This is a genomic window from Bradyrhizobium sp. SEMIA (assembly GCF_014844175.1).
Classification (GTDB): Bacteria; Pseudomonadota; Alphaproteobacteria; order Rhizobiales; family Xanthobacteraceae; genus Bradyrhizobium; species Bradyrhizobium arachidis.
In genome coordinates, this window is sequence record NZ_CP046601.1 from 5,550,592 (window position 1) to 5,565,225 (window position 14,634).

The following is a 14,634-nucleotide window of genomic DNA, read 5'->3' on the forward strand; positions in this document are numbered from 1 at the left end:
GTCGCGGCGACGGATGATCGCGTGCGGCTGGCACGGAGGTTGCTTCGATCGACCGCAATCTGGGTCGATCCGATGAGCTTCCGTCCGTTCACGAGCGAGTCCTACGCGCAAGACGACCGCCCCGAAGCCTGGCGGGACGTGCTGGCCGCGGTCGGGCTGCAACCGGCGGGCGGCCACAGCTTCTTCGACGGGCACGCGACGGCATCGCATCGCCACGCCGCGGGTGTTGCGCTGACGCGCATGGCCGCGGGCGCGCAGAGCGTCGCGCCGCTCGCGCAAGCGCATGACGACCTTCCGATCGCGCTGATGCCGGTCGAGGACGGCATGGTGCTGAAGAGCGCTGGCGGCCATCGCATCGTTCCCGTCGGCCATCTCCTGCTGCTGCCGCGCAACGGCGACTGGAGTATCGTGTTCCAGCGTGACATGCGCGCAGTCGTGCTGTCGGTGACCTCAAAAGCACTGCACGGACGGCTCTCGGGCAAGCCGCGGCTCGGCGAGCCCCGCGTCGTCCCGCCCAGCGGCTTTGCCGATGTGTTCTCACGCCTGTTGGACGCCACCGCGCGCACGCTCGACACATTGAGCGATGCCGAATGGAATTCGGTCGCGCAGTCTCTCGTCGACCTCCTGCTGACACTCGCGCATCAACTTGCGGCCTCGACCTCGGACGCCGGATCGAGCGCGACCCAGGCTGCGCTGCTGCACCGGATCTGCCAGACCATCGAGCGCCGGCTCGACGATCCAGATCTGGTGCCGGCGCGCGTGGCGCAGGCCGAGGGCATTTCCGAGCGGTACTTGCAAAAACTGTTCGAGACAGTCGGCGATAACTTTACCCACTATGTCCGCGAGCGCAGGCTTCAGCGGGCCTGGGCTGACCTGTCCAACCCGACCGAGGCACATCGCTCGATCTCGGAGATCGCCTACGCATACGGCTTTGGCGATTCCGCGCATTTCAGCCGCGCCTTTCGCCATCGCTTCGGCCTTCCGCCGCGCGAGTTCCGCCAGCAGGAGGCGGAGCGGGCGACCTCACAGCATGGCGCAGCGGGACAGCGCGGCTGGCCGCAGGAGGCGCTGGCACAATTGCGCGCGCATCAGAGCGTGGAGGCCCGAAGCAGCATTGCGCGTCCCGGCGCCGAAGAACGGACGACGGCCGAGCGCAGGCACCACCACCTCCCGGTCGAGGCCAGCCGCGTTCATTGGGGCTATTTCAGCCGCTCGCTGCCGCCGCAGATCGAGATTGCTTCCGGCGATAGCATCACCATCGAGACGCTGACGCAGCACGCCTCTGATGCTCCCGACATGATGATCGCGGGCGATGCCGGCGCCGAAAGCGTGTTCGGCTGGACGCGCGACAGGAAGAACGTCGATCGCCGCGGCGCCGGGCCAATGGATGCCAGCGTGTTCGGCCGCGGTGCCGGCGAGGGGTTTGGCGTGCACATCTGCACCGGGCCCGTTGCGGTGAAGGATGCCCAGCCCGGCGATGTGCTGGAGGTCCGTATCCTGGACATCGTACCGCGCGCGAGCAACAATCCCGACTACGCCGGCCGTGTGTTCGGCTCCTCCGTCGCGGCATGGTGGGGCTATCACTACAACGAGTTTCTCGGGGGCCCCAAGCCGCGCGAGGCCGTCACGATCTACGAGATTTTCGACGACGAGAAAGCTCCGCACGCTCGCGCGCTCTATTCTTACCGCTGGGAGCCGCAGACCGATCCGTTTGGCGTCGTCCACACCACCTACGACTATCCCGGCGTCCCCGTCGTATCGGGCACGATCAAGCGCCGACATGCCGTGCTCGACGGCATCCGCATTCCGCTGCGGCCGCATTTCGGCGTCATCGCGGTGGCGCCGCGCGAGGTCGATTTCGTCGATTCAGTGCCGCCGTCCTATTTCGGCGGCAATCTCGACAATTGGCGGCTGGGGAAGGGGGCGACCGTCTATCTTCCGGTCTCCGTGCCCGGCGCGCTGCTGTCCGTCGGCGATCCCCACGCAGCTCAAGGCGACGGCGAATTGAGCGGCACCGCGATCGAATGCTCGATGACCGGCACATTCGAGGTGATCCTGCACAAGAAGGCCGATCTCGCCGGTCAGCCCTATGCCGATCTCTCTTATCCCCTGATCGAGACCGCGACCGACTGGGTGCTGACCGGCTTCAGCCACCCCAACTACCTCGCCGAGTTCGGCGCGCAGGGCCAGAGCGAGGTTTACGCAAAATCCTCTCTCGACCTCGCCATGAAGGATGCCTTCCGCAAGATGCGGCGCTTCCTGATGAACGTCAAAGGCCTCAGCGAGGACGAGGCGATCGCGCTGATGTCGGCGGCCGTCGATTTCGGCGTCACGCAAGTCGTCGACGGTAATTGGGGCGTGCACGCCATCCTCAGCAAGCGCCTGTTTCAGGACGCGACTTAACAAGGACATCTCAGGTGAAATTCCACATGATCAGCGGCGGACCGAAGCCGGTCGCGCCGTTCAGCCACGCGGTGGAGACCGATGGCTTTGTCTTCGTCACCGGCCAGATGCCGGACACGCCGCAGACGCCGGGCATGCTGCCCGACGGCATCGTCGCCCAGACCCGTGCGGTGATGGAGAACCTGAAGGTGGTTCTCGCCGGCCTCGATCTCGGCCTCGAGCACGTCGTGATGACGCGCATCTATCTGACGCGCTTCAAGGAGGACTACGCCGCGATGAACGAGACCTACCGCACGTTCTTTCCGTCAGATCGGCTGCCGGCCCGCACCTGCGTCGGCGTCACCGGACTTGCCTATGACGCGCTGATCGAGATCGACCTGGTGTGCCGTCGGCCGTGAGCTCGGCTTTCGTAGCCCAGTGAGCGAAGCGATCCCCGGGACCGCCGCTCGCACGAATCCCGGATGTCGCTTCGCTCATCCGGGCTACAAGACTACAAGCCCTTGCGGCACCCGATGGGCAAAACACCCAATTTGCGGGTCAATCAGTTCACGCAAAAAGATTCTACTTTACCGAAATTCGGCTTTGTCGTAGTCCTGTTTCACCTCATCCCTGTCAGAGGGGCGTATCGCGATCGTCACGAAACGCGGGATGAATGGCGGTGGACGCAGGCCGCGTCGGCGCGATGAGGATCGCAGGGCGGGAAACCGTGAGCGACGATCTCGCGCATACGACCGGTGCGGTCAGCGTACGGTAAAACCGTGTCGTCCTGGCGCCCGGGGTCTGTGCGCCAAGTCTTGCGGTGATGTGTGCTGCCCGACCGGGTGGGCACATCAGCCATCTGCAAGGCGACGGGGGCAATAGTGCATCGCTCCCCGGGGAGAGCTCGGCATAAGCCGTAAAGCCACTGCGCAGGGAAGGCCGGGTTGTTTCCGGCGTCACCTGTATGCCGCTGTGCAAATTTCGTAGCGCATCCTTCGCACAATGGACCGTGGGTGCCAGCCGGCACCCGGTCTTCCCTTCGCCCTCTGACAGAAGAGGGTGTCGAGATGAAGCAACGCTCGGGCGAACCAAGCCGCGAGGGTGCGGATCTATGTCTGCGTGTTGAGATGCAAGTTAGGGCGAGAGGTGAGGCGTCCAGCCGTCATTGCGAGCGAAGCGAAGCAATCCAGAATCTTTCCGCGGAATGACTCTGGATTGCTTCGTCGCAAGAGCTTCGTCGCAATGATGATGTAGAGGGAGCCTCACGACCTCCGTCTCGTGCCCCGGACGCGGCGCATCCACGAGTGGTGCGCTCGACAGCTCCAGACCTCTCCGGCGATCATATGGGACCGATCTGGGTCACTTCGATTGAATCACGAGTGGGGAGCGGAAACCAGGATTTCGGAGATGCCGATGCGTCCGTCAAAAGTTCCAAGGACCATTGCAGCCAACTTGCGGCCTCGTTTCGAACTTAATCGCGCGCTAGCTGCATCACGTCGGAGTGAGGTTCCACACCATTTGCGCCGGCAAGCGGATAGATGTCGAAAGTGAGGCAACGGAGACCGGCGGGGCGGTGAAGGTTCGGGGTTATTCTCGCGGTCAGATGCGTATCGCATCCCGCGATGTTGGATCGGCATCCGACATCTTGAGTTCTCTGCCAATCGATGGTTGCGGTTCGACCGGGACGACAGAGATTTTCTGTGTGCCGCCCTCTTTGCTTTCAGCTTTTCCGAGGGCAGCAAAAGCGCCAATTCACAACAACAGAGCATCACAGGATTAGCGTATGAGTCCCTTGAGTGAGCAAGACCGAACTACCCCCCATGATCCACTTTACTATGCGCCCCGCCGAATTCGCGAGATGCCACGGTCGCCACTATCCGCTCTTGACGACCTGCACTTCGAACCAGACGAGGCCCCCGCTGAGCGGCGCGCTTCAGTCGAGGCGCTCGAGAATGCAGTCTACCAATCGTTGCGTCGGCCACTCGAGCCTGAGGTCATGGAGAAGCCTTCGACGCCGCGGCGCGTTCGGAATGGGCGCAAGACGTTGTTCGTGGTGGCGACCGTTGGCGTCTCGGCGGTCGCGGCGCTGTTCTTTGCCCTGAAGGTTGAGGCTCAACAGGAGTCCGCCATCGCCGCGTCCTTCGCCGCGGCCGTGCAGTCGATGAAAACCGCGCGGCCACAGCAAAGCGCCGGCCAAACCGTTACGCCCGAGCAGTCCGAACAGCTACTTCAGCAATTCATGGAATGGCGCCAAAAGACCGGTTCCGCCGAGACGTCGCAATGATTGAAATGGCATATACGGAGACAGCGACGATGCGCGATATCGGATATGGCTTGACGATCGTGCAGAACTCGCGATTGCGCTGGATAGCGGTTGCACTTGGCGCTTTGTTCACGACCGCCGCGGGCGCCGCGCCTGGCGACAATTTGAATGTCGTGCGCGACTTGGCGGGCCGCGTGGGGCCGATCGTTGGTTCGGCGCTGGCGTGCCCGGACGTCGCGCGCCCTCGGATCCAGTTCATCGTCGACAAATTCCAGGCGGTGATCAAGGCAAACGCGTCCAACGAGACCGACCGCGACGGTCTCTCGCAGCTGTTCGATCGCAATGTCGCGGATGGCCGCAATGCTCTGACCGCAGGCCGGACCAATTGCAGAACGGCGGAACGTCAGCTTGCCGATCTCGAACAGTCGCTTGCCGGGAAGTCGGCATCACTGATCGACGCGATCGGGACGGCGCCAGTCACTGCCGCGACGGCGCCCACGGCGTCGTTGCCGCGAGCGGCTCTCGCCTCCTCCGCGCGCGGAGTGACCGCGAACGAAATCCGGTTCGGGATGGTGGCACCGTTCTCCGGTCCGGCGAAGGAACTCGGGCGGCAGATGAAACTCGGGATCGATACCGCTTTCAATCAGGCCAACGATGCCGGCGGCGTGGAGGGCCGGTCGCTCCGGCTGGTCTCGGCGGATGATGGCTACGAGCCGACGCGGACTGTGGATGCCATGAAGCAACTCTACGAAAAGGATCAGATCTTCGGCTTCATAGGAAATGTGGGAACGCCAACCGCTGCCGTCGCAGTACCCTACGCGCTCGAGCGGCGGGCATTGTTCTTCGGCGCGTTCACGGGGGCGAATGTTCTGCGCAACGACCCTCCCGATCGGTATGTGTTTAACTATCGCGCGGGCTACGCGGAGGAGACCGACGCCGCCGTCCGCTACTTGATAAAGCTGCGCCGGCTGCAGCCCCGACAAATCGCCGTATTCGCCCAGCAAGATTCCTATGGTGATGCCGGATTTACGGGCGTCTCAAAGGCGTTTCGTTCGCTCGGCCTGAACGACAGCTCCATTCTCCGGCTCAACTACAAGCGGAATACGGTGGACGTCGACGACGCGGTCAATCAGCTGAAGGCGCAAAAGGGCACGATCAAAGCCGTGGTCATGGTTGCAACCTACCGGGCCGCCGCCAAGTTCATCGAGAAGACGCGCGATGCTTTTCCTGCAATGATTTACACCAACGTCTCGTTCGTGGGCAGCACCGCACTTGCCGATGAATTGATGCTGCTTGGGCCGCGCTTCGCCAATGGCGTCATCGTGACACAGGTGGTGCCTGCGGTTGGCGGCTATTCCAGCGCTGTCCTCGAATACAAAAATGCGCTCGCCAAATATTTTCCGGGAGAGGCGCCGGACTACGTGTCGCTTGAAGGTTATATCGCCGCCAACGTCTTGATCCAGGCACTCAAACGGACAGGCGCGCAGCTCGATACTGAAAGACTGATCGACGTTCTTGAGAATACGCACAATCTCGATCTGGGCCTCGGCACTTCTCTCAATTTCAGCCGTGCCGAACACCAGGCGTCGCACAAGATCTGGGGAACGGCGATTGACGAAAACGGCCGCTACAAGTCCCTCGAGCTTGAGTGAGTATCGGAGCACCGGATGCAGCTGCAACCCGTCCGATGCTCCGCCTCACAGAGACAAATCGACGGCTTCGGCATATTCCCTCTTCAACCACGAGATCAGTTCGACGGCGAGCACTCACCAGTCATGATCGTCGATCAGACCAACCTCGCTTGCGTTCGCCGGTGGCATTGATTTCTCATCGACCCTCGCACCGGTGTCCGATCGCAACTTGAGCGACTCGGGACAAAGCAGACTGATTCCTCCGGTTTGCGCCGCGCGGGGGCGATGACACCAGAAGGGGAGTCTCATTTCCTCCTCGATCCTGTCCGCCCTCAACGAAATTCGCCATCGTATCGACACACATTGAATTCCAGTGCCGATCGGTTTCTCCGCAAGCAATTGCGGAGTTCTGTCGTGCCTCGCGGCGCCCGCTGCGAACTCGAAGGACCAAGCACCCGCAGCCTGCACATCCGGGCATATCCGTTGCGGTCTGTCGAATGCGCTTAACGATCCTACGCGTCTCGATGGTGTGCCGGCTGCAATCAAGCTCGCACTGCGAGTTGAATGCAGGGATCGTGGGCGGCAGACCCGCCCGGTATTTGGAAATTACAGGGGAATAATCTCGATGACGACGATCAGTAGCGCTGGAGCCATGCCTCGCTCCGGAGGCGGCATTCTCGACAGGGAGCGCACGATTGCGAGAGCGGGCTTCAATCGGTGGCTGGTCCCGCCAGCCGCGCTGTGTGTTCACCTTTGCATCGGCATGGCTTACGGCTTCAGCGTGTTCTGGCTGCCGCTGTCGCGCGCGCTTGGACTGACGGCACCGAAGGCCTGTCCCGACATGACGCTCGTCCAGGAATTGTTCACAACGACCTGTGACTGGAGGGTTGCGAGCCTCGGCTGGATGTACACGCTGTTCTTCGTGCTTCTCGGCATCGCCGCAGCGGTGTGGGGTGGCTGGTTGGAGCGGGTTGGGCCGCGCAAGGCCGGGCTCGTCTCCGCCTTGTGCTGGTGCGGCGGCCTCTTCCTTGGGGCGATCGGCGTCTACACGCACCAGCTTTGGCTGTTGTGGCTGGGCTCGGGTGTCATCGGCGGCATTGGTCTCGGCATCGGCTATATCTCGCCGGTGTCGACGCTGGTGAAATGGTTTCCCGATCGACGCGGCATGGCGACCGGCATGGCGATCATGGGCTTCGGTGGTGGCGCCATGATCGGCGCGCCGCTGGCAAGCCTTCTGATGAACTATTTCAGGTCGCCGACCTCGGTCGGCGTGTGGGAGACCTTCGTTGCGATGGGCGTCATCTATTTCGTGTTCATGTTGATCGGCGCCTTTCGCTATCGTTTGCCGCCGGCGGGTTGGCGTCCGGAGGGGTGGGCGCCGCCGGCCGAGACCAACACGATGATCTCGAAGTATAACGTACACCTCAAGGACGCGCACAAGACTCCCCAGTTCTGGCTGATCTGGTGGGTGCTCTGCCTGAACGTTTCGGCGGGTATTGGCGTGATCGGGATGGCTTCGCCAATGCTCCAGGAAATCTTCGCGGGCAAGCTGATTGGATTGCCGGATGTCGGCTTCAATCAACTGACCGTCGCCCAGAAAGCGACGATCGCGGGTATCGCGGCCGGCTTCACTGGTCTGCTGTCGCTCTTCAACATCGGCGGTCGCTTCTTCTGGGCGTCCCTGTCCGACAAGATCGGCCGCAAGAACACCTATTACACGTTCTTCATCCTCGGTATCGTTCTCTATGCGCTGGCGCCGACGTTCGCGGCGATGGGTTCGAAGCTGCTGTTCGTCCTCGGCTTCGGCATCATCCTGTCGATGTATGGCGGTGGATTTGCGACCGTTCCGGCCTATCTTGCCGACATGTTTGGTACCCAATACGTCGGTGCAATCCACGGCCGTCTGCTGACTGCATGGTCGACGGCGGGAATTATCGGCCCGGTCGTGGTGAACTATATCCGCGAATTCCAGCTGGCGGCTGGCGTCAAGTCCGACCAGCTCTACAACACCACGATGTATATTCTGTGTGCGATGCTGTTCGCAGGTTTGATCTGCAATTACCTGATCAGGCCGGTCAACCCAAAGTGGCACATGCGCGAGACGGGCGTCGCAAACGTGCAGGCGGCCGCAGCAAGCGCGAGCGCATCGGGACCTTCCGGCTCGTTTGGAATCGGGCTTGGCGGACTAGACCTGAAGGCGGTCCTGTTCTGGGCTTTTGTCGGCATCCCGCTAGTCTGGGGCGTCTGGGTCACGCTACAGAGCGCGGCCAAGATCTTCTGATCACCGCTTCCAGGCCGTGCGGCCATACTCATTGGAAAGCCGCACGGCCTTTTCCAGCCACCACCACCGAGGGTAACTCGCTTGCCAGGTGCCCCAAGCCCACCCCGATCGACAGACTTACCGGAGTCCACACGTCTCAGAGCGGTGGCCGCGGCGTGGGTCCCGGCTTAGCGCAGCAACGCAACAAGCGTTGCTGCGCTAAGCCGGGACACGGGACCTTTGCAAACAGAGAGCGGCCTTGAACGTCGGCCCTAGCCACCGCGACTAACGGTAGAGTGCATCAGGATCAGCGGAACGTGATTGACCTTCCTCTTCCTAAAGCACCAAAATGGTGCTTTAGTGCTTTCCATGAGCCCGTCGCCCCGAAACGCGCCGTCTGCGCTTCGTTACAGGCTTGCCCCTGACCCGGCCGCCAGGGCCGCCATGGAGGCGACATTCCAGGCCTACGACCGCATGATGGAGATCCTGGACGAGGTCGCCCGGACCCATAATGTCGGCTCCAACGTCGTGCTGCTGCACGCCCATGCCTATGAGCCGATCCGCAAAGAGACCGCGCTGCCCTCGCGGCTGGTGACGCTCGGCCTGCGCGACCGCGCCGATTATCGCGCCGCGGCCGGCCGCCGCCTGCCGCTCGACGACAAGCTCGCCAAGATCAAGGGCCCGGCGACCATCTCGATTGCGACCGTGCAGGGACGCTTCAGCGTGCCCTTCGACTATGCCGGCTATGCCGAGGGTTGGGGGCAGAGCGTGCCCGCGCACCTGATCCGCACCGACGACGGTTTCGAAGTTCACTACGGCGTCACGCCGAACAGTCTGCCAGAGGAGGAGAACGCTATGGATACCATCGCTGCCGCCCCCGACAACTTCCTGTCCCGGGTCGGGCGCTTGATCGCCGGGATCGCTTACGACGCGATCGAGCAGGCGGAAGGCAAGAACAAGATCAAGGTGGTCGGACAGGCCATCCGCGAGATCGAGCGCGCCGAGAGCGAGGCGCGCGATGCGCTCGCCTCCGCACGCGCCGAGGAATATCGCCTCAACGCGCGCCGCACCGAGATCGAGCGCGAGATGACCGATCTCGCCGCCAAGATCGAGGGCGCGATCGCCGATAATCGCGACGATCTCGCCCGTGCCGGCATCGCGCGGCAGATGGATCTGGAGGCGCAGTTCGAGGTGCTCTCCCGCGCCATCGACGAGAACAACGAGAAGATCGAGCAATGTGTCACCTCGCTCCGCGCAGTGCTGTCGGCGCTGCAAGATGCCGAGCAGCGCCGCGTCGATCTCGAAAAGAGCGAGGCTCACGCCAGCCACCAGGCTTCGGCGTCGCCGCGCAAATCCGGTGGCGCTTCCGCGGCGGCGAAGGCGCTGCGCGCGGGCAGGGCGGTGGCGCGGGCCACCGGCGTGCCCGCCAGCATCCCCTATTCGAGCGACATCGACGAGCTCAGTGCGCTCCATCGCGACAAGGAAATTGCAGCGAGGCTGGCGCGGCTGAAGTCGCGCTCCTGAGTGCCGTGTCATGAGCGCACTGCTCGAACACGTCATGGCGCCGGAGGTCAGGCCGTTCGCGGTTGCGGCGGCCATGATCCTCATCGTCGGCTCGATCGAAGTGGTCTCGATGCTGGTCGGAGCCTCGCTGAGCGAGATGCTCGGCACCAGCATCGATTTCAGTCACCCCAGCGATAATGGCGTCATCAACGCCATCTCCTGGGTCAATGTCGGTGGCGTGCCGCTGCTGATCTTCCTGCTGCTGGCCCTCGGCGCCTTCTCCATCACTGGATTCCTGATCCAGGACATCGCGCGGATGGTCGCCGGTCCCTTGCCGGCGACGGTCGCGTCAGCCGGGGCCGTTGTGGTGTCGGTGCCGCTGGTCCGCGCCGCCAGCGGTGCCATCGCGCGCCTCATTCCCAAGGATGAAAGCTATGCCGTCGGCCTCGGCGATCTCGTCGGCCGCGTCGGCGAGGTCGTCATCGGTCCGCTCGACCAGGGACCGCCCGGCCGCGTCAGCGTCGCCGACATCCACGGCAACAGGCATTTCGTCTGGGCGGTTGCGGCGCCCGCGTCGGGACCATTGCCGCAGGGAACCATGGTCCTGCTGGTCGATCGCGACGACACCCGCTTCGTGGCGGTCAGGGCCGAGGATGAACTCAAGCCGTCCAAGCCGACTCTAACAAGCCATCTCTAAGCACCCAGCAAGTCATTTATTGGAGCAAGTCATGTTCGACATCGCAGTCCCGGCCATGATCGGCGTCGCGCTGATCGTCGTCCTCGGGATCGTCTTCACCATCCTCTACAAACGCGCCACCCGCGACGAGGCGTTCGTGCGCACCGGCCTCGGCGGCAAGAAGGTCGTGCTCGACGGCGGCGCCATGATCCTGCCGATCTTCCACTCCTATGCCAGCGTCAACCTCAAGACGCTGCGGCTCACCGTCGAACGCAAGGAGCGGGAGTCCCTGATCACCAAGGACCGCCTGCGCGTCGACATCGTCGCCGAATTCTACGTCCGCGTCCGTCCCGACGACGAGAGCATTGCGCTCGCGAGCCAGACGTTGGGCGCACTGACCAACGACGCCGAGGCGCTGCGCAACCAGGTCGAGGCAAAATTCGTCGACGGTCTGAGGTCGGTGGCAGCGACCATGACCATCCTTGAGCTCCAGGAAAAGCGCTCGGATTTCGTCAAGCACGTGCAGGCGACCGTGGAGTCCGACGTGAAATCGAACGGCCTCGAGTTGGAGTCGGTCTCACTCACCAAGCTCGACCAGACCGACGTCAAGTTCTTCAACCCGGAAAACTTCTTCGACGCCGAAGGCCTGACCCAGCTCAAGACCATCACCGAGACCCGCCGCCGCGACCGTAACGCCATCGTCCGCGACAACGAGGTGGCGATCGCACAGAAGGATCTCGAGGCGCGGCAGCAGACGCTCGGCATCGAGCGGACCAAGAAGGAGGCCGAGCTGTCGCAGGAGCGCGACATCGCCAACAAGACCGCGAGCACCCGCGCCGAGGTCGCGACCGCAACTCAGACCGCGCGCCTGACCGAGGAGAATGCCCGCATCGATACCGACCGGGCGGTTGCCGAGAAGGAGGCGGGCGCCAAGCAGGTCAAGGAAACCGCCGTGATCGAGTCCGATCTCGCCATCAACAAGCGCAAAACCGATGCCCAGCGCGAGATCCAGATCGCAACGCAGGAGAACGAGATCCAGATCGCGTCCAAGAGCAAGCAGACCTCGGAAGCCGTGGCAGAAGCCAAGGCGGCCGAAGCGTTGGCCGTCTCGGCTGAGGAAAAAGTCGTGACCGCGCGCGCCGTCGAGGTCGCCGATCGCGCCCGTCTGACGCAGGTGCTGGCCGCCCGCACCGAGGCCGAGCGCAAGTCGACCGAACTGATCGTCGCGGCTGAAGCCGAGAAGAAGGCCTCGCTCGACCGTGCCGAGGCCGTCAAGACGCTGGCGACGGCGGAAGCCGAGTCCAACAAGATCAAGGCGGTCGGCGTCCGCAACATCGGCGAGGCCGAGGCCGCCGTCATCACCATGAAGAACGAGGCGCAGAACAAGCTCGGCAGCAATGTCATCGATTTCGAGATCGCCAAGAAGCGGATCGAGACCATGCCGTCGGCGCTGGCCGAGATGGTGAAGCCGATCGCCAACCTCAAGGACGTCCGCATCCTGCATACCGGCGGTGCCTTCGGCGGCAATGGCAGCGGCGTAGGCGGCGGCAGCGTCGGCTTCGGCGAGGGGCTTGCCGGCGAGCTGCTCAAGGTGCACGCGCTGCGTCCGATGATCGACGAGATCCTGCGCCAGAGCGGCTTTGCGCCGGGCGACGATCCCGTGAAAGCGCTGGTCGGCGCGGTCACCGGAAAGAGCAACGGCGCCGCGGTGCCGGCGCCTGCACCGGAGCAAACAAACAACGCCGATCTATGAATGCCCATTCATTGCTGCGGAGAATTCCAAAAGATATGAACCCCCTTGCGCGTCTCGCGTCGCGCAACGTGCCGGAGTGCGGATCGATCGCGTGTTGAACCTTTCGATCGCACTCCGGACGATTTCTTGAGGCAACGCCATTGGTTGCCGTGGCGCCTGCGCCGATCGACGTAGGCACTGGAGCCTTTTTCGATCGGGGGATTTCATATGAAGTATTTTCTGTCTGGACTGATCGCCGCCGGCCTTATGCTTGCCACCACGACGGCCTTCGCGGCCGACGCCCGCAACGTCACTGTCGTCAACGAGACCGGCTATGCCATCAAATTCCTGGGCTTCAATGCGCCGGACGATGGCCTCGACGAATGGGACAACGAGCTCGACAAGGTTTTGCAGAACCAGGCGAGCACCTATGTCGAGTTCGACGACGATGATGAGGGATGTGTCTGGAACATCCGCGTCGACTGGCAGAATTATGACGAGTCGGTGCTGTGGAAGAACGTCAACCTCTGCAAGTTCACCGCGCTGCGGCTGCGCTACGACCCCGGCACCAAGACGACCTCGTTCGTCGCCGAGTAACCTGACATGCCGCGGAGGAGGGGCCGCCCGGCGGCCCTTCCTCAGGCGCGTTGCGGATGATGACGAATTCGTCCTTTGCAAGCGCAAGCGGCTTTGTTATACGCACCCCGCGCGAACGACTGGTTCGCCCTTTTCCTCGGTAGCTCAGCGGTAGAGCATCCGACTGTTAATCGGATGGTCGCTGGTTCGAATCCAGCCCGGGGAGCCAAATTTCATCGCATTTGCAATGATTTACATCCGCATCCTGATGCGGTGAGCAACATTGCTCAAGTGCTGTCCAGCAGCGATCGCCTCGATCCAGCGTAGAATCGCTCAAGCTTTTGTGTGAGCGCTCGCCGTCGCGCCACGGGGGCGGCGCCAAATCGACTTAATTCGAATCGAGTTTCCGTGGGCCGGACTCTTACGGAGCTGATTCCCATGCCCGACATCCAGATCGACCGTGCCCACATGGCCCCCTCGATTCTGCCGGCCGACCTTCCAGAGCTCAGCGACGATGAATGCCTCGCCCGCCTGGCGCGTGCAGTCGAGACGCCCGATTCGACCCGGCTCGACGAGGTCGCAGCCCTTATCGGCCGGCTCGCGGTCACGATCGAATAGTCCAGCGTCTGCTCAAGCCGTGACCGGCGCAGCTCCGGCTTTGCCCGGGCGCACGGACGTGTTGCGTTTTCGCGGAGCCTGTTCCAAAGATGCCGCCAACTTCCGTCCGCGGCATCGTCCGCATTGCAGGGTCCGCAAATGTCCGGTTTCTCGACCGCGCGCCTCAAAATGGTCGATGGCCAGGTGCGCACCAATGACGTCACCGATCGCCGCGTCCTCGACGCCATGCTCACGGTTCCGCGCGAGGCGTTCGTGCCGGCGGTGCGGCAGGCGTTGGCCTATCTCGACCTCGATCTCGACGTGAGCGAGGGTGGCGCCAAGCGCTTCCTGATCAAGCCGGCGCTGACCGGCAAGCTGCTCCAGGCCGCCGAGATCGGCGAGGACGACAACGTGCTGGTCGTCGGCTGCGCCACGGGATACCTCGCCGCGCTGGCCGCAAAGCTTGCCCGCCAGGTCACTGCGACGGAATGCGATTCGGCCCTGGCCGCGAAGGCCAAGGACGCCCTGGCCGGCATGGCCAATGTCACCTGCAAGGCTGCGGCCTGCACCGAAGGTGATGCGTCTGCCGCTCCCTATGACGTCATCATCCTCAATGGCGCCACCGAAGTGATCCCGGAAGGGCTGCTCGGGCAGCTGAAGGAGGGCGGGCGTCTACTCGGCGTTTCGGCCCAGTCCAGGCCGCCGCGGGCCATGATCGTGACCCATACCCACGGCGAATTCGGCCATCGGGCGCTGTTCGATGCCGCAGCCCCGGTGCTTCCCGGGCTGGAACGGGCCGCCAGCTTCGTCTTCTGACCGCCCAAAGCCCGTTAAAATACCATTCTGAATCAGAAGTGTGGCCGGGATGCTGCACGTGAAGAGTTTCCACCGGGAACTGCCTTCAGGTAGTTCCGTTGCGCAAATCCGCGTCCTATGTTGCGACGGGGCAACGACTCCACTCGGTAGACGTCACCCAGCTCGCGGGCACGAGTCGGGCGTTAAGATGAACGGAAT

At 63.2% G+C, this 14,634-nt stretch carries 11 protein-coding genes and 1 tRNA gene; all 12 read left to right on the plus strand.

Annotated elements, in window-relative coordinates; all coding sequences use genetic code 11:
• Positions 1-72: 72 nt before the first annotated feature.
• Positions 73-2,403: an acetamidase/formamidase family protein gene (locus FOM02_RS26950; RefSeq protein WP_027558017.1), complete on the plus strand. Its 2,331-nt coding sequence runs from the start codon at positions 73-75 to the stop codon at positions 2,401-2,403.
• A 14-nt stretch (positions 2,404-2,417) separates the two neighbouring features.
• Positions 2,418-2,801, plus strand: a complete 384-nt coding sequence (locus FOM02_RS26955) for a RidA family protein (RefSeq protein WP_027558018.1) — start codon at positions 2,418-2,420, stop codon at positions 2,799-2,801.
• Positions 2,802-4,378: 1,577 nt separating this feature from the next.
• Positions 4,379-4,666, plus strand: coding sequence for a hypothetical protein (locus tag FOM02_RS26960; protein WP_141263135.1), 288 nt, complete (start codon positions 4,379-4,381; stop codon positions 4,664-4,666).
• Positions 4,667-4,695: 29 nt separating this feature from the next.
• Entirely contained in the window at positions 4,696-6,297 is a 1,602-nt protein-coding gene (locus FOM02_RS26965) for an ABC transporter substrate-binding protein (RefSeq protein WP_231164021.1), read from the plus strand.
• Between the two features lie 604 nt (positions 6,298-6,901).
• Positions 6,902-8,557 (plus strand): OFA family MFS transporter, encoded by a 1,656-nt coding sequence (locus FOM02_RS26970; RefSeq protein ID WP_027558020.1) that lies wholly within the window; start codon positions 6,902-6,904, stop codon positions 8,555-8,557.
• 339 nt (positions 8,558-8,896) lie between these two features.
• Positions 8,897-10,060: a PspA/IM30 family protein gene (locus tag FOM02_RS26975; protein ID WP_027558021.1), complete on the plus strand. Its 1,164-nt coding sequence runs from the start codon at positions 8,897-8,899 to the stop codon at positions 10,058-10,060.
• Between the two features lie 10 nt (positions 10,061-10,070).
• A complete protein-coding gene (locus FOM02_RS26980; RefSeq protein WP_027558022.1) occupies positions 10,071-10,736 on the plus strand; it encodes an OB-fold-containig protein in 666 nt (221 codons plus the stop codon).
• Between the two features lie 31 nt (positions 10,737-10,767).
• Complete coding sequence (locus tag FOM02_RS26985) at positions 10,768-12,468, plus strand: flotillin family protein (protein ID WP_027558023.1); 1,701 nt, start codon at positions 10,768-10,770, stop codon at positions 12,466-12,468.
• 207 nt (positions 12,469-12,675) lie between these two features.
• Positions 12,676-13,044, plus strand: a complete 369-nt coding sequence (locus FOM02_RS26990) for a hypothetical protein (RefSeq protein ID WP_027558024.1) — start codon at positions 12,676-12,678, stop codon at positions 13,042-13,044.
• A gap of 133 nt (positions 13,045-13,177) precedes the next feature.
• Positions 13,178-13,252 (plus strand) — tRNA-Asn (locus FOM02_RS26995).
• Positions 13,253-13,461: 209 nt separating this feature from the next.
• On the plus strand, positions 13,462-13,641 hold the full coding sequence (locus tag FOM02_RS27000) for a hypothetical protein (RefSeq protein ID WP_027558025.1): 180 nt from the start codon (positions 13,462-13,464) through the stop codon (positions 13,639-13,641).
• A gap of 138 nt (positions 13,642-13,779) precedes the next feature.
• Positions 13,780-14,436, plus strand: a complete 657-nt coding sequence (locus FOM02_RS27005; RefSeq protein WP_027558026.1) for a protein-L-isoaspartate O-methyltransferase family protein — start codon at positions 13,780-13,782, stop codon at positions 14,434-14,436.
• Positions 14,437-14,634 lie beyond the last annotated feature (198 nt).